12 protein-coding genes are annotated in these 15,722 nt (G+C 57.1%); 3 read left to right on the top strand and 9 right to left on the bottom strand.

Going from position 1 to position 15,722, the window contains the following annotated elements:
• Positions 1-50 precede the first annotated feature (50 nt).
• Positions 51-821 (top strand): uroporphyrinogen-III C-methyltransferase, encoded by a 771-nt coding sequence (gene cobA, locus G518_RS0110370; protein ID WP_036594262.1) that lies wholly within the window; start codon positions 51-53, stop codon positions 819-821.
• A 39-nt stretch (positions 822-860) separates the two neighbouring features.
• On the opposite strand, the gene G518_RS0110365 is transcribed toward cobA, so the two are convergent.
• The 5 genes from G518_RS0110365 to G518_RS0110340 form a co-directional block, all read right to left on the bottom strand.
• Positions 861-1,778, bottom strand: a complete 918-nt coding sequence (locus G518_RS0110365; RefSeq protein ID WP_211231697.1) for an EamA family transporter — start codon at positions 1,776-1,778, stop codon at positions 861-863.
• A 523-nt stretch (positions 1,779-2,301) separates the two neighbouring features.
• The gene (locus G518_RS0110355; protein WP_028602480.1) at positions 2,302-2,703 is read right to left on the bottom strand and encodes a Zn-ribbon domain-containing OB-fold protein; all 402 of its coding nucleotides are present in this window, start codon (positions 2,701-2,703) and stop codon (positions 2,302-2,304) included.
• 1 nt (position 2,704) lies between these two features.
• Complete coding sequence (locus G518_RS0110350; RefSeq protein ID WP_028602479.1) at positions 2,705-3,871, bottom strand: thiolase domain-containing protein; 1,167 nt, start codon at positions 3,869-3,871, stop codon at positions 2,705-2,707.
• Positions 3,872-3,987: 116 nt separating this feature from the next.
• Positions 3,988-6,318 (bottom strand): helicase C-terminal domain-containing protein, encoded by a 2,331-nt coding sequence (locus tag G518_RS0110345; protein ID WP_028602478.1) that lies wholly within the window; start codon positions 6,316-6,318, stop codon positions 3,988-3,990.
• Positions 6,315-7,991: a VRR-NUC domain-containing protein gene (locus G518_RS0110340; RefSeq protein ID WP_028602477.1), complete on the bottom strand. Its 1,677-nt coding sequence runs from the start codon at positions 7,989-7,991 to the stop codon at positions 6,315-6,317. Before G518_RS0110340 ends, G518_RS0110345 begins: the two co-directional genes overlap by 4 nt.
• A 209-nt stretch (positions 7,992-8,200) precedes the next feature.
• Between G518_RS0110340 and G518_RS0110335 the strand changes: the two genes are divergently transcribed.
• Positions 8,201-9,622 carry an MFS transporter gene (locus G518_RS0110335; protein ID WP_036594258.1) on the top strand — a complete coding sequence of 474 codons (1,422 nt, stop codon included), beginning with the start codon at positions 8,201-8,203 and terminating at the stop codon, positions 9,620-9,622.
• Between the two features lie 29 nt (positions 9,623-9,651).
• Here G518_RS0110335 and G518_RS0110330 read toward each other — a convergent pair whose 3' ends face one another.
• From G518_RS0110330 to G518_RS0110315, 4 genes are all read right to left on the bottom strand, one after another.
• Positions 9,652-10,470 (bottom strand): IclR family transcriptional regulator, encoded by an 819-nt coding sequence (locus G518_RS0110330; protein WP_028602475.1) that lies wholly within the window; start codon positions 10,468-10,470, stop codon positions 9,652-9,654.
• A gap of 60 nt (positions 10,471-10,530) precedes the next feature.
• Entirely contained in the window at positions 10,531-11,694 is a 1,164-nt protein-coding gene (locus G518_RS0110325) for an ABC transporter substrate-binding protein (RefSeq protein ID WP_036594255.1), read from the bottom strand.
• A 38-nt stretch (positions 11,695-11,732) separates the two neighbouring features.
• Positions 11,733-12,782 (bottom strand): aromatic ring-hydroxylating oxygenase subunit alpha, encoded by a 1,050-nt coding sequence (locus tag G518_RS0110320; protein ID WP_028602473.1) that lies wholly within the window; start codon positions 12,780-12,782, stop codon positions 11,733-11,735.
• Positions 12,783-12,868: 86 nt separating this feature from the next.
• Complete coding sequence (locus G518_RS0110315; protein ID WP_028602472.1) at positions 12,869-13,909, bottom strand: aromatic ring-hydroxylating dioxygenase subunit alpha; 1,041 nt, start codon at positions 13,907-13,909, stop codon at positions 12,869-12,871.
• Positions 13,910-14,950: 1,041 nt separating this feature from the next.
• On the opposite strand from G518_RS0110315, the gene G518_RS0110310 reads away from it, so the two are divergent.
• Positions 14,951-15,559, top strand: a complete 609-nt coding sequence (locus tag G518_RS0110310; protein WP_028602471.1) for a hypothetical protein — start codon at positions 14,951-14,953, stop codon at positions 15,557-15,559.
• Positions 15,560-15,722 lie beyond the last annotated feature (163 nt).

The raw sequence follows: 15,722 nt of genomic DNA, 5'->3' as shown, positions 1-15,722 counted from the left end.
CACTGGGCGTATAAAAACTCCCAACCAAAAAAACTTTCCCCACGGAAATCATGACTAAATCTTCAGGAACCTGCACTCTTGTGGGCGCTGGCCCAGGCGACCCGGAATTGCTCACCATCAAGGCGTTCAAGGCTATTCAGTCGGCCACGGTGCTCTTCGTAGATGATTTGGTGAGCGATGCCATCGTGGCCTACGCTTCACCGACCGCACGTGTAGTGCATGTGGGCAAACGGGGCGGATGCACGAGCACTCCGCAAGCCTTCATTGAAAAACTGATGCTGCAAGCTGTGTCGGAAGGCGAGCAGGTAGTGCGCCTGAAAGGGGGTGATCCCTTCATCTTTGGCCGTGGCGGCGAGGAAATGGAGCACCTTCGCGCTGCGGGAGTAAACGTTCAGGTGATCAACGGCATCACGGCGGGCCTAGCCGGAATCACTGCGCTGGACGCTCCACTCACCCATCGTGACCACGCGCATGGTGTGATCTTCCTGACAGGCCACGCCAAACCGGGTAGAGACACCACGGATTGGCATCAAATTGCGACCACAGCGCGTGACGGCAAACTCACATTGGTGATCTACATGGGTGTACGTGGCGCGGCCCACATTCAGGCCAATTTGCTGCAAGGCCTGCCGGCCTCAACACCCGCAGTCATCATCCAACATGCCAGCTTGCCGCAGCAACGCCATGCGGTCACTACCTTGGGCGAGTTGCACGCCACCATCGTCAGAGAGGGGCTGGGCAGCCCTTCCGTGATGGTGATTGGAGATGTGGTGCGCGGGGTGGCGGCCATGGGCCAGGAACCTCTGCGGCTACAAGCCTGAGCCGGAGATTTCGCCCAACAGGATCAGATGTCCTGGCCATTACAGGCTAATGCACACCAGGACCAAACCCAGCAACATCAGCAACATCCCCAGCTTCTCACTGCGTCGCATCGGCTCACGAAACAAGCGACGTGAGACCAGGTAGCTAAATACCACCTCCACCATCCCCAGAGTGCGCACCTCGGCCGCGCCCTGCATGGCATAGGCGGTAAACCAGGCAAGCGATGCAGCGGCGCCCATACTCCCGGCGAGGAAGGAAACGCGCCACGCCTTGAACAAGGGGCGCAGACCGCCCTCGTTGCGTAGCGCCACCCAGGCGCCAAGGCAGATAGACTGAAATGTCTGCGCCCACAACACACCCCAGGCACCCGACAACCAGGGCGAGGGCTCCTGTAGAACCAGCGCAGCGCCGCGAAATCCCACCGAAGCGATGGCGAAGCAGGCGCCGCACAACAGCCCATACATGGCAGAACGGCTGGCCCAGGCTGCCAGCGATGCCCGGCTGCCGCTCGCAGGCAGAGACAGGATCAGCACCCCCACTGTGGCTAGCACCATGGCCAGCAAAGAAAGTGCAGTAGGCAACTCGTGGAGAAAAATGCTGGCAAACAAGGCCACCTGCAGCACTTCGGTCTTCGACAAAGTGACTGCCACCGCAAAGTTGCGCCCTTTCATAGCCAGCAGCAGAGCGGCTGTCGCGGCGATCTGGAACGCGGCGCCCACGGCGATCCAGCCGAAATACGTCCACGAGAACTTAGGCATCGCGTGGCTGCCCGGAAATAGCGCGTACAGCGCCAGCAGATACACCAGCGCGAACGGCAAGCCAAACAGAAATCGCGCCAAAGTGGCAGGCAAGGTACCGTGTTCGGCAATCAATGAACGTTGCGCCGCGTTACGCACAGTTTGAGCCATCGCGGCGAACAGGACGACGGGCATCCAAATCCAGGAAACTTCACTCATGGGTAACAGCAAGAAGGGAAAGGGTCCACGCAAGCAGGTGCACATGCTCCATGGGTAAAGTAGCACGGGAAAGCGCTAGGAGTCTGCGCGGCAGAAGGCGCCGAAGCGAAACGAGCGAAAAACGAGGACAGTGTGGTGATACCGAGAAGCCCATAGCAGGGCTATGGGTGCAGGAGGTAGTGCCGCAATGGACCGTTTTCTCGCGCGTTGCAGCCGGCGATCCTTCTGCCGCGCAGACTTCTAGGGCTTTGGCAAGGCCGCACCCAAGCCAGCATAAACGCCTTCGGACCAGGCCGGGGGCAACCCTTGGAGAGGGCCCACGCAGCCGTTGGCGATGTCTACGCCGCCCGATTCAAGGCGGGTCACATATTGATGAGAGCGCCAGGAGTGCGCCTGAAACCAGTGCTGAGGCTGCAAACCGAGGCTAGAACCGCCAGCATTTTCACCCAATCAGCACAAACTTAAGCACGCTCCATCAACTTGGCGCCAGAGCACTTGCGTATTCAGGATTCTCAGAGAGGCTTCATGCCGGAGTAAACATGGGAACGGCAGGGCCACCATCACTGGGCTTGAACACCACCTTCACCTTGTCACCAATGCGGACCGAATCCAGATCGCAGTCCACGATATTGGTCATCATCGTCACACCCTCGTCCAGGGTAACGTAGGCAATAGCATAAGCAATGGGCCCTGCTCGACGTGTCACGCTCAGTGAATAGATGGTGCCGGTTCCTGGAGACTCGCGAAACTCGGTTTTGTCGCTGCCGCAAAACGGGCATAGCGGCCGTGGATACCAATGCGGCTGATTGCAGGCAGTGCAATGTTTGACGAGGAATCGGCCTTCATCGGCTGCATCCCAGAAGGGTTTGTTGTCTGGGTAGACAATGGGGGCCGGGATCTTGCGGTCTTGATAGGGGGTAGCCATGTCACTGCCTTTCGAGAATGAGTGTGGCGCTGGCGTGCCGTGAACCCAATGCGCCACCCGTGCCCTGAGCAAGCGCCAAACCGCAGTTCTTGACTTGAACTGCAGGATGGGCCTCGCCGCGGAGCTGGCGAACAGCTTCGATAATTTTAGTGATGCCGCCGCGGTTGGCGGGGTGGTTGTTGCATAACCCACCACCATCGGTATTGAAGGGGAGTTTGCCGACGCCGGAGATCAAGTTGCCATCAGCGACAAACTTTCCGCCCTCACCTTTCTTGCAGAAGCCCAGGTCTTCCAGCTGCATGATCACCGTGATGGTAAAACTGTCATAGATGGAGGCGTACTGAATATCCGACGGTTGCACGCCCGCCTCTGCGAAACACGTGGCCCCCGAGTGCCTGGCAGCGGAGTACGAAAGATCGTGCTTGCCTCCGTTGGTATTTTTCAATGCCTCACCTGCACCCAGCACATTCACGATAGGACGATTGAGCGATCGAGCGATCTCGGGCCTGACCACAATCAACGCACCACCTCCGTCTGAAACAACGCAGCAATCCATACGGTGGAGCGGATCAGACACCATGGGTGAGTTGACCACGTCTTCTACCGTGACCACATCACGCAACATGGCATTAGGGTTGTGCTGAGCATGATGCGATGCAGCCACTTTGACCCAAGCCAGTTGTTCTGCCGTGGTGCCAAACTCATACATATGGCGCGCCGCGACCATGGCGTAGTTATTGACCGTCACGCCTCCGTAGGGGAGTTCGAAGGGAACATCTGGCAAGTTCGCGCCATAGCTTCGCGGCTGCAGGCCGCTTGAAGCCTCCGAACGCGGACGACCTGCCAGGGTGATAAGAGCGATGTCGCACTTGCCAGCCATGATGGCCTGTGTAGCGTGTGAAACGTGAGCCAGATAAGAGGAGCCGCCGACATCCGTGGCATCGAAATGGCGTGGCTTCAAGCCCATGTATTCAGCCATGTTCATAGGGCCCAGACCCGGAGCGTCACCCGCACAGAAATAGCCGTCGACATCCGACAATTTCAACCCGGCATCTGCCAGCGCACCCATCGCGCTTTCAAAATGAAGTTGCGGAACAGTTTTATCTGGGGCCTTGCGCGTGGGGTGTTCGAATGCCCCTGCTATGCAGGCTCTACGCTTGATAGTCATCTATACACATCCCTCGTTAAAAAAGTAAGCATGCCACGGTTCGGTCTTGGACGCTGACAACTTTGTGACCGTCGCCCATTCGCTTCCGGCTGCGGGCAGATGAGCACCCTGGCGCGTTAACTGCTTACTTTCCACCACCCTGGAAGCAACGCTCGCACCTCTCTTCTTCGGTAGCGATCATCGATCAAGACCACCACCCCACGGTCTTCCTCACTGCGGATCACGCGTCCTGCCGCCTGCACCACCTTACGCAATCCCGGGTAAAGGTAGGTGTAGTCGTAGCCTTTGTCTTTTCCAAAAACCCTATCCATCACACGCTTCATCTGCTCATTGACAGCATTGACCTGCGGCAGGCCCAAAGTCGCCACAAAGGCGCCAATCAAGCGCTGGCCGGGAAGATCCACCCCTTCCGAGAACGCGCCACCCAGGACAGCAAAACCGACGCCCTGCCCCTGCTCGGTGAAGCGCGAGAGGAAGGCGGTTCGGCTGGCATCGTCCATGGAAGGGGTCTGAAGCCAGATAGGCAAGTCTGGATGGACCTGCCTCACACTTTCCGCCACGCGTTGAAGGTAGTCAAAGCTACTAAAAAAGCACAGATAGTTGCCCGGTTGCCGCAAGTACTGCTCGGCCACGAGGTCTGCAATAGGCTGCAGCGAACGCTTCCTATCGTGGTAGCGCGTGGAAATATGAGTGGTTGCTCTAACAGTTAACTGCTCGGGTTTGAAAGGGGACTCCACATCGATCCAGCGCGTGTCCTCTGGCAGACCCAGCGTATCCATATAAAAATTGGGCGGGCTGAGGGTTCCAGAGAAAAGCACGCTGGACTGAGCTGCCGCATGACGGTCCTGAAGATACGGCGCGGGAATCACATTACGAATACACAGGGTGGAAACGGGCGTGCGTGCTCGTCCCTCCATCCCGGGATGAACTGATTGGCTCAAGTCGAACAGCGCATGCACACCGAACTCTTCAGCCAGCGTCACAAAATGCTGTGCCTCCCAGTAAAAACCCAACACCGGGTCTCCGGGCATCATGGGCTTGTCTGCTTGAGCGTCAGCAATGGCACTCACCGTGCGTTGCAAGGCACCAACCAAGGATGCGGGCACGACATCGTAGGCCTTGAAGTCCTCTTCCTGTGAGTTGTTCAGGGCGTTCCATACGCGATGCAAGCGATCCAGCGCGTTGCGCACCGGCTTTTCTTGCGGAGAAGCGCCCACCCGCTTGCGGGCATCGATCAGTGCAAACTGCGAAAGTTCGGCCGTGTACATACGGCGCGCCCGCTCCAGCAAATTGTGTGCTTCATCTACCAGCACACCCACCTTCCACTGCTGTGCCTGAGTCAATGCGTAGAGCATGGCAGAGGTGTCATAGAAATAGTGGTAATCCGCCACCACCACATCGCTCCAGCGCACCAATTCCTGCGCCAGGTAGTAGGGGCAGACCTGCTGCTCCAGCCCCACTGCACGCAGCGTCTGGGCATCCCAGGGCTGTGATTGCTCAAGCGCAGCCGCCCGAGCGGCCGGGAGCCGGTCATAGAAGCCACGAGCCAGTGGGCAAGAATCGCCATGGCAGGCACTCTCTGGATATTCGCAGACCTTGTCGCGCGCTTGAATATCGAGCACACGTAAGCGGCCAGGCAGGCTCTGCCCCCCTAGTTGACTGTTCAGCGTGTCCAGCGCCTGCAAAGCCAATGCATGCCCTGTTCCCTTGGCCGTCAGGAAAAACAGCTTGTCCAGCCCCTCGGTTTCATCGGCCGAGGGCGCTGCCTTGAGCATGGGGAATATGGTGCCCAATGTCTTACCGATGCCGGTAGAGGCCTGCGCCATCAGGCACTGCCCACTTGCATCCGCACGCGCTGACCGATACACCGCCACAGCCAGCTCTCGTTGCCCCGTGCGAAAACGCTCCATGGGAAACTGCAATTCCGTGAGGGCGGCGTTCCGTTCCTGGCGGTGTGCAGCCTCACTGTGTGCCCATGACAGAAAGCGCGAGCACTGGTCTTCAAAAAACGTTCGCAATTCAGCCGATTCCAGCATGTCGCTGAATACGGTTTCCTCCCCAGTGCCTATGTTGAAGTACACAAGCGCCACACGAATCTGTGTCAGACCGCGCGCCTCGCACATCAAATGGCCGTAGATCTTGGCTTGCGCCAGGTGCAACGCGCGGTGGTGTTCACGAACGCCCTCGATCTTGCCGCGATAGGTCTTGATCTCCTCCAACTGCCCTGCCTGAGGATCAAAGCCGTCGGCGCGGCCCCGCACCAGCAAATCCTCGTATTGCCCCAGTAGTTGGACCTCGGTCTCGTATTCCTTGCTGCGGCGAGATTGAACCAGCAGGTGCCCCGCCATGCCTTCCAGCGCGCTGGGCGCCGGTGTGTAACGCAAATCCAGATCGCCCGTTCGCGCAGTGAACTCGCACAACGCTCGAACCGCCACGCTATAGCTCACGGAGCGCCCTCAGATTCCACCCGCCAATGCACATGGCAAACACGCACCGGCAATCCGTGTCCGGCGCAATACTGCAACCAGCGGATCTGGTTGTCTTGCAGCCTGTCCCCCGGAGCTTTAACCTCAACCAGTTCATAGCGACGTTCTGAAGGCCAAAACCGAACAAGATCCGGAAATCCGCTGCGGTTGGCCTGTACATCCAACATCAAACGCGTGAAAAACAGCTTCAAGTGAGCTGTAGGGATGCAATCCAGCGCCAGCGACAGAAGCTCCTCGCTCAAAGTGCCCCAAAAAACGAACGGTGATTGCACGCCGTGCTTATCTTCAAAACGCTGGCGGATCACCTCTCGATAACTGCCATCCTCCAGATGTGCCAGGCAGGCGCCAAACAAGGTCAAACGGCGCTGCACGAAATCTGGAGCGCCGAAATCCGATGGGCCACTTTGGAATGGATGAAAGAACGCACCCGGTAAGGGCGCAAATACAGCTGGCCAGCAGAGCAACCCGAAAAGCGAGTTGATCAGTGCATTCTCTACATAAAAAGCGGGCGCCTCATCACTATGCCAATGAGCGCGCAAAACATACTCCACCGAAGTGGGCTCGTCAGGCAGATCGAGTTCGATATCTGTACGCAGTTGGGCCACTGTGGCCTGTGGATTCGCAGGCCGGGTATTCACCCCCTGGCCCAGCTTGCGCTGCAATCGGGGCACCATACGCGCAACTCGCTGGCTCTCCTCATCGCTCTCTGGCTTAGCCTGAGACTCCAAAGCTAAAGCCATCGCTTCGGAGAAACGCCCCATACGTTCGTACACCCGCATGCGTCTATGGCGTGCGCCGGGGTAACTGCATTGTGCGTACGCTTGCTCCGCGCGGCCCCAGTCCTCTGCACGTTCGCAAGACTGGCCCATACGAAGCAGGAGTTTGGCACGGCGCTTTTCGATCCATGGGTTGTCGCTTGTACGCGCGGACACGGCCTGAAGCAGCACATCCAATTCCTCGCGCTTCTCTAGCGCCTCGCGACACTCGTGCAAAAAGAGATAGTGGTCCACATCACTTCTCGACTGGAATGCACGAGAAGTCTTATCGAAAACCACGGCCTCGTAACGGAATACACCCAGGTCAGCCAGCACAAACTCCGACCAATCCTGATGCAGATTGCCAAAGAACATTAACCTGAAGCGCTCGCAAAGCTCGCCCACCGTCACGCGCCAAGCGGCATCCCCCGTCTGCGGGTTCCAATCCGCGTAAGTTCGCGGTGCTTCGTGCAGGGCCAGCAAGATCTTGAAGAGCTCGGGTTTACGGATGTCTGCGCGAACAGGGATCTCAGCAAAAATCCGCCGCAGTTCTGGTTTGGTATGCAATGCAAACAGCTCATCCAAACCCATGCCACAGCCTGCATCCAGCCAGCCGAGCGCCAGCAGCGGTTCTGCCGCACGACTGATCTCCGGGATCTCTTCATACCGGAGCTTCTCAGCCAGGAACCACGGGCCCCGGCGCATCAGCAAGCGCACCATGAGCGCTTGCGAAGCCTGGCTCAGCTCAGAAAATTGCGAAAGGAACTGTTGCTCGCGCTCATCCAGCAAATCTTCATAGCGCTCACCAATCCAGCTCAAAGCTTGCTGGAAATTGTGGAGGTAGTAGAAGCGGTGGGGCGAAAGTGTGGGCTCGGACACAGAAACACCCGAGAAACTGATGTTTTATACAGCCATGATAGCAAATCCCCGTGGTCCTCCACAGGCGAGGTCATGCAGTGCAACAAGCAAAGCGATGCGGTATAAGCACGCATCTCCAAGAACGTGTTCACGTTCTTGGGCCCATTCGCCAGATCCGCGTGTGGGATGCAGGTCAGATGCCGCCAACACCGCCGACACCACGAATACAAGTGAACTCAGAAGCCTTCCGCTATCGCATCGTTCCATTAATCGTGGCATGTCCCTTGTTCCTTCAGAACCTGGATACCTCGGTGATGGCCACCGCGCTTCCCTCCATCGCGGAATCGATGCAGGTCCCGGTACTGGATCTCAATCTGGCCATCGCTTCCTACGTGATCAGCCTCGCCATTTTTCTGCCGGCAAGCGCCTGGCTTTCCGGTCGCTTTGGCGCACGCCGCGTGTTTTGCGCCGCGGTCATCGTCTTTTCGCTGGGATCAGCGCTTTGCGGTATGGCTCAAACGCTAACGCAGTTGATCGTGTTCCGCTTGCTACAGGGCGCTGGAGGTTCGATGATGGTGCCGGTGGGCCGAAGCATCCTCTTGCGCTGCATTCCCCCTGACCGAATGGTCACTGCGATGGTCTGGTTCACCATACCCGGGGCCATTGGGCGCATGATGGGGCCCTTCTTCGGGGGTGCCATCGTCACGGTTGCCTCTTGGCATTGGATCTTCCTGGTGAACATCCCATTCGGGATCTTGGGCGTCGTGCTTGCGATGATGTTCATCGAGGCAGACGAAAAGCTTCCACCTGAAGCCGCGGTCAGCATGGATTTCCTGGGCCTTGCCATGCTCGGCACCGCGCTGCTGGGTCTGTTGGGTGGTCTGGAGCTGTCTGGCAAACACCTTTTACCGCCTGCATTGGTGACTGGAATGATCCTTGTGGGCACCATTGCCCTCTGGCTCTATGCCGCCCATTGCCGTCGGCATTCCAATCCGATCCTCGACTTCTCAGTGATGCGCTTTCCCATTTTTAGAGTGTCTGTTCTGGGGGGCTTTCCTGTCCGGGTAGCGGTCATTGGCGCGGTGCCATTCCTGCTGCCCTTGCTGTTTCAGATTGGCCTGGGCATGTCGCCTTTGAAATCGGGGCTCATCACGATGTGCATTGCCTTGGGTAGCCTCACCACCCGGGCCGTGATGGCCTATGTGATTGAGCGCTACGGGTTTCGAACACTTCTCATCGCGGCATCGTTGACCATGGCTTGCCTGATCGCCAGCTATGGTCTGTTCGCGGCCAACACACCGGTCTGGTTGATCTGTGGCCTGTTGTTCCTGGGCGGATTGGCGACCTCCATGGTCATGGTGACACTCAATACCGTGGCCTATTCGGATGTACCTCGAGAACGTGCAGGGCACGCCACGGCTATGGCCTCCATGGGCCAGCAAGTTGCCATTGCATTGGGCGTAGTCGTAGGAGCATGGGCCGTTTCTTTCTCCGGCCAATTGCGCCACCCCGCGGTAGAAGGCTTGCAAGCCAATGACTTTGGTATTGTGTTCGTGAGCGTAGCACTGCTGAGTGCGTGGTCTGCCATCGCGTTTAAGACGCTGAAGAGTGACGACGGAAGCGAGCTAAGGCAGCAGCGAAAAGGTTCATAGAACCTGTTCAGGATCTCAGCAACTCTCATTCACTCATCGCGGATGGAGTAGCCCAATTTTTCGGAAAGCCTGCGGCTAACCCTGCGGACGGCGTTGGCCATCGCGCCCTTGGGCGAAGCGTCGAATCCTTGGAGTAGGCCAAGCACTGTCATGACACCAGCCAGGTTCCCTTCGCGGTCAAACACGGGGGCAGCCACAGCGCTTACTTCCGCAAGCATGCTCCCACGGGTGGTTCCACATGCCATGTGGCGTGCCTCCTCTGTCCGCACTCTGCACGCCACACGCTCAGCCGCCCGTTCCTCAGGTGGAAGTTGAAGCAATGCTCTTTCCACCGCCTCTGCTACGGTGGCCCCCTGCCCCCACGCGCAATAGACCTGCCCGGTCGCTGACCTCAGCAAGGGCATCACCGTACCAAGGCGTGCAAAGACCGTAAGCGGCCGCATACCTTGCTCCCAACGAACAATAACCGGCCCAGCCGGTGACCAAATGCTGAAGAACGAGGCCTCTCCCGTCTCAGTACTGAGTTCATGCAGAAACGGCGCGCTGAAGTGCTGAATCTCAAGCCGGTCCACGGCCGTGAGGCCCAGGCGAATGGCAAACGGACCTAAACCGTAGCGAACGGGAGACTCTTCCTTGTGCACGAGGCCTGTCTTCAAGAGGCTCACGAGGTAATGATGTACGCGCGCCGGTGCGAACCCGCTCGCTTTCGCGATGGACGTCACGCCAAGGGGCACTTGGGCTTTATGCAATACGTCGAGAATTGCGGCAGCACTCTCCACGGCCGCAACGCCTCGTTGTTGAGGCTCAGCGGTAACCGGGCCCAGCGCTCCTGAACGTTTCTTGGACATTTAACATCAATGATGCCAGACGTTTTTGAGCTCGGAGATGTCAGTCCGCCAGGGAGGCAGCTATGGGGCCAGTTTCCATTTTCCACTCTCGATCCGGACGATGTAGCGCGATCGTTTATCGAGACCCACATGATCAGAGGCCGTCATGTTGTAGTAGCCCTGAGATCCTGCGAACTCCTTTGTACTTTCCAGGGCGTCTCTCAGAGCGGAACGGAACTCTGGCGTACCTGGCTTGGCCTTCTTCACGGCGATTCGAACTGCCGAATCCAGCAAGAGATAGGGGTCATACGCGTTGGAGATGAAGGTTGTGCGACTGCCTTCGCCGTGCTTCTGTTCGTAGCGCTTGATCACGTCCCGGCCAATCTTTCCGACTGCGCTATCGGCAGGCAGTTGATCAGCGACCAAAAGCGGTCCCACGGGAAGATACGTACCTTCTGCGCTGGCTCCGGCAACTCGAAGGAAGTCGTTGTTCGCAACGCCGTGCGTTTGATAAATCACTCCTTTGTAGCCTCTTTCCTTCAGGCTGATTTGCGGGAGTGCAGCGGGCGAGCCAGATGCAGCGATCAACACCGCATCAGGATTCGCGCTGGCGATCTTCAGCGCTTGCGCTGTCACGCTGTTATCCCCCCGTCCATAGCGTTCGTTCGCCACAATCTTCAGTCCATTGGCATCAGCCTGTGATTTGAGCCTGGTCCAGTAGCCTTCGCCGGTGGCGTCTGCAAATCCAATGTAGCCAACGGTCTTGACGCCCTTCTTGACCATATGCTCCACAATGGCGTCGACCATCATCCCATCGTTGTGCACAGCCTTGAAGGCCCAACGTCTACGTGCATCCATAGGTTCAACAATCGCGGCTCCGGCACCCATGGCGATCATTGGCGTGCCAAATTCTGCCGCCACGTCGAGCATGGCGAGGCTGTTCGGTGTGGTCGTTGACCCGATCAGCGCATCCACCTTATCTTCACTGGTCAGCCTGCGGGCATTGCGCACGGCGGCTGTAGTGTCAGATGCATCGTCAAGAATGATGTACTCCACCTTTTCTCCTCCCAGCGTATCGGGTAGAAGTTGAAGAGTTCTCTTCTCAACGATTCCCAGAGACGCTGCGGGGCCGGTCTCTGATACCGTCACGCCAATTTTTACCTGTGAGAAAGCCAAAGTGGCCGTGGCGGTCAAGGTCAAGCCAAAGACAAGCTGAACCCAATACTTGTTGCTCGCGTGTTTCATCGTGGTCTCCTTTTTATCGTGGGTAGGACGCGTGGGGGTCAATTGGCGGTGTCTCTTGCCTTGAGACGCTCAAATACACGTTGGTACCGAACCGGGCCGGCATCAACCTCGAGCAACATGGGCTTGACAGCCTCTTCTCCGCCAGCACGTTCAATCTCCTTTTGCTGCGCCAGCATCATGGGTTCGTCCTGCTGCTCGAATGCATAGCGGCGAAGGTCCGCAAGAGTTTGTTGAATCTGCGCTTCTTGTCCTGCAGGAAAGGGCAGCGGGTTTTGCCGGGCCGCGGCAAAGTGGTAGTACGTGCTGGTCTGGGTTTCGGGCGTCAGGAAGTGAGTACCAAAAATCCCGGTGCCACTTTCACGCGGAGCGTTGGGGGAACGGACAGAAACGTCGTTCAGGAAGTTACCTGGTGCGTTGCAGCGGATCTCGTTCCATAAGTCAACGGCTGCTCCGTTCCTCTGAAAAAGCATATCGAACAGCGCGGGAGGCGGAACGTTCTTGTTCTCCCGACGCACATAAATGGTGTCGCCCCGCTCCTCCACAGCGATCTCAGCAGCCGCCGTTTGCTCGTTGCCAAGAATCCCCTTGTGAAGGAATGCGGCATGGCTCAGATCCAGGAGGTTGTTAATGATGAGGCCGAACCCCACTTCCATCTTGATGCAATCTCGTTTGCTGACCGGCAAGGAGCTATCTGCATCTAGCACATGGAAGTCCGGAATCAAGGATTCATCCGCAGGCTTGTCTCCCATCCATATCCAGATCAACGAGTGTTTCTCGACCAAGGGATAGCTCTTCACCTTCGCCTGCGAGGGAATACGGCCGCTGCGATGCGGGTTATGAACGCATTGCCCCGTTTGATCGAACTGCAGGCCGTGGTAGCCGCATTCGATTCGCCCACCCGCACAAAGCTTGCCCATGTGCAAAGGCACGAGGCGGTGAGGACAACGGTCAAAAAGTGCTACGGGCTGGCCTTCTTCATTGCGGAAGAAAACCACCGGCTCTTCAAGGAGAACTCGGTGTTCGAGGCTGCCTTGGCCGAGGTTCTCTGACCACATGGCCACATACCAAACATTCCTTAGAAATGTCATTTTCTGTCTCCTTCGGCTCGTACAATTTTTCAGCACCAAGCCGCCATTGAAGTTTTATTTTTTGCCCGACAAAACGTCCAGTAATTTCACGAAGCAGCCGTCACGCTGGTCGCCGCTTCCCTTTGCAATGCCTGGCTCATCAGCCAGCGAAATTGGCCCAAGGCTGCATCTGCGACTATCGCCGCCATGGTCCATTTCCCTGCCTGCTCAAGATTCCTGGCCTGGGCTTCAATCATGACCCGATCCTCTTCGAAGGCATCCACAATGTCTTGAAAAATGGTGTCTGTTATGTGCTGATCTTCTATAGAAAAATTGCGAGGCACAGCGTAGAAGTAATGCGAACTGCTTTCAGATTCAGGCGTCACTGCCTGACAGCTTCTGAATTCCAAAGCATCCTTGATATGTCCTTCAGGCGCTCCTGTCCCGGTCGCCTGGACACCCGAATACATCACGAGAACGCCCGGGACATGAAAGTCGTAGAAGTGCCAACGATCCACCAAGCCTGAAAAGCTGGCTACCTTCGTATGGAACGGCGCAGGAACCTCGTTGGTCAACCATCGCTCCACACGAACAACGCCATCACCACGGGTGACAGTTGGGCGCTTTTGCGCAATGTTCTCTGTTCCGCCCAGCGTTGTGGGGTGCACATAGCCGAGGTGCGAGAAATCCAGCAGGTTGTCGCATATGAGCATGTGGGGCGCTGCATAGCGGTAGTAGCCGGGCTTGTAGGCCCACTCGGCGCTCCCCAAAGACCACGTGGGAGGAATCCGCGCGGGATCTGCATTTTCTGCGTCGCCCATCCATATCCAGATCCAGTTGTCGCGCTCAATGACCGGATAGCTTCGAACGCAAGCTTGTGGCGGAATGCGGTCCTGCCCCGGGATTTCATGGCACCGGCCGGTACTGTCGAACTTCAAGCCGTGGTACATGCATCTGACCGAATCGCCCTCAATCCGGCCCTTCGATAAAGGAGCGCCCCTGTGAGCGCATCGATCAGCAAGCGCGACAACTTCTCCAAGCGAGTTCCGGAAAAAACATACCGGATCGCCAAGCAAGGTTCTGCTGAAAAGCTGCTCAGCAACTTCGTGACTCCACGCAGCCACGTACCAGCAATTGCGCACCAACATATTTACCAATGTCATCCTTGTCACCTTTACGGCATCCGAGAATGAACTGTAGAAATGGCGGTGGACTTACGCTAGAAGCGTTTACACATCGTAAATACCATCTGAAACGCCGGGACACTACCGTTGCTCCAATCGCAGGGCCCGGACAATTTGCATCCGTTACTTGACTTCACACTTAAATCTTGTAAGTTGCACCTTTTTTACTACAAGGGTATAGAGTGTATTTTCTTGTCTGAAGCGCTCTAGCAACACGCTTTTGATTTTCAGTGATCACTGCGCTCTGCGCAGAGAACGAAAGCAAAGCATGGAACTCAATCTGCTAGAAGCCGTTGATTGCGCAACAGACGCGCTTATCTTGCGCGATGAAGAACAGATAAGTTTGTTCACGTCCTTATTTAGCCAAGGCCTTGTCACCGGGACTCTCTACGCCCCTGAAGGTGCTCCACCTCACGCGGTGGTTCTCGGACTCACAGCCGATGGACGATCATTGCTTGCCATAAAACGGTGTCAGCGCGAGCGGGGCTCAGAAATGCATTCGTCGTTGACTTCCTGAGATTTCCGTGAGGACTTGAGGTGCAGTAGCTCACGGCGGTGTCAGCTACTGCCTGTTCTACCCTCGAAAAAAGGGATCCGCGATCAATTCGGTCCTGTCGCCCTCGTCCAATCCTCGGCCTGGCTTGCCAGCACAAAAGACGCCAGGGCTCGCTGGTTTGAGCACCCAAAGCCCACACGAAGTCCAAGAATTTAGATCGCAATTTGGTCAAAGGGCGCGGGGGAAAACGCTGCCCAAGACGAGCGAGGTCACAAACTCGGCGGGTGCAAAGCTCAACCGCAGATCGTCAGAAACTCTCCCTGCGAAAACGTCTACTTCTGCCTACACAGTGGGTGGTGACGTTCCTACCAACGCTCATGTGGGGGCGATCCAAAGTAATACAGCGCGTTCGGATGGCAGTTCATAAAGGGACCCCCGGAGCACATCCCAAGAGGCATGAGTGCACTCACAGGATCGTTGACAGCCGTGACTATTACTTGGAGAACCTGATGGTCAAACCACGATATGACGAGAAGCAATTAAAAGATTTATTACTTCAAATGATGGAGACCGAATTGGGCGGTGAACAGGTCTACCTTGCAGCGCTCTCGTGCGCAATCAATGAGGACTTGAAGGAAGAATGGCAAGGCTATTTGAAGGAAACAAAAAACCACCAGAACGTTGTTCGGACCACGTGCGAACAACTCGGGATTGACGCCGATGAAGCCGCCCCCTCCCGTACGGTAGTGAAACACATCGGCGCGTCTCTGGTGAAGGCCATGGAATTAGCCAAATCCAGTGGAGACGCTGCAGCAGCACAACTCGTCGCCTGTGAATGCGTGGTGCACGCAGAAACCAAGGATCACGCCAACTGGGAGCTTCTAGGCAAGGTTGCCGAAGCCGCGTCAGGAGCCACCGCCAAGATCCTCAAGGAAGCCTACGACCGGGTAGAAAAGGATGAGGACCACCATCTGTATCACACACAGGGTTGGTGCCGAGAGCTTTCAATTCGAGCCTTGGGCATGCCAGCGGTGTTGCCCCCTCCGGAGGAAGTGAAGCAGGTCGAAACGGCTATCGGCGCATCACGAGCCGAGCAACAGCGCGACGCCATGCTCTGAACTCCAGAGACCCTGGCCGGCATTAAAAACTCACTGAGGCGGGATCGAAGCATTGAAGGGTGACGTTAGCCGTCAGGACGTCACTTCGCCCCCATGCTTAAAAGTGCGCGAAACACTCACCCTTTCCACACCGAATCGCCGCAGCGCGAAATTGGGCAGAACC

Origin of the sequence: Ottowia thiooxydans DSM 14619 (genome assembly GCF_000422885.1) — a bacterium.
Lineage (GTDB): Bacteria > Pseudomonadota > Gammaproteobacteria > Burkholderiales > Burkholderiaceae_C > Ottowia > Ottowia thiooxydans.
Note: the sequence above shows the minus strand (reverse complement) of the source record. Positions and strands in the feature narration are given on the sequence as shown.

What these genes read in the sequence shown, in the direction of transcription:
- cobA (WP_036594262.1), top strand. Translation starts at nt 51, where the DNA reads ATGACTAAATCTTCAGGAACCTGCACTCTTGTGGGCGCTGGCCCAGGC.
- G518_RS0110310 (WP_028602471.1), top strand. Translation starts at nt 14,951, where the DNA reads ATGGTCAAACCACGATATGACGAGAAGCAATTAAAAGATTTATTACTT.
- G518_RS0110355 (WP_028602480.1), bottom strand. Translation starts at nt 2,703, where the DNA reads ATGGCTACCCCCTATCAAGACCGCAAGATCCCGGCCCCCATTGTCTAC.
- G518_RS0110315 (WP_028602472.1), bottom strand. Translation starts at nt 13,909, where the DNA reads ATGTTGGTGCGCAATTGCTGGTACGTGGCTGCGTGGAGTCACGAAGTT.
- G518_RS0110330 (WP_028602475.1), bottom strand. Translation starts at nt 10,470, where the DNA reads ATGTCCAAGAAACGTTCAGGAGCGCTGGGCCCGGTTACCGCTGAGCCT.
- G518_RS0110325 (WP_036594255.1), bottom strand. Translation starts at nt 11,694, where the DNA reads ATGAAACACGCGAGCAACAAGTATTGGGTTCAGCTTGTCTTTGGCTTG.
- G518_RS0110350 (WP_028602479.1), bottom strand. Translation starts at nt 3,871, where the DNA reads ATGACTATCAAGCGTAGAGCCTGCATAGCAGGGGCATTCGAACACCCC.
- G518_RS0110320 (WP_028602473.1), bottom strand. Translation starts at nt 12,782, where the DNA reads ATGACATTTCTAAGGAATGTTTGGTATGTGGCCATGTGGTCAGAGAAC.
- G518_RS0110365 (WP_211231697.1), bottom strand. Translation starts at nt 1,778, where the DNA reads ATGAGTGAAGTTTCCTGGATTTGGATGCCCGTCGTCCTGTTCGCCGCG.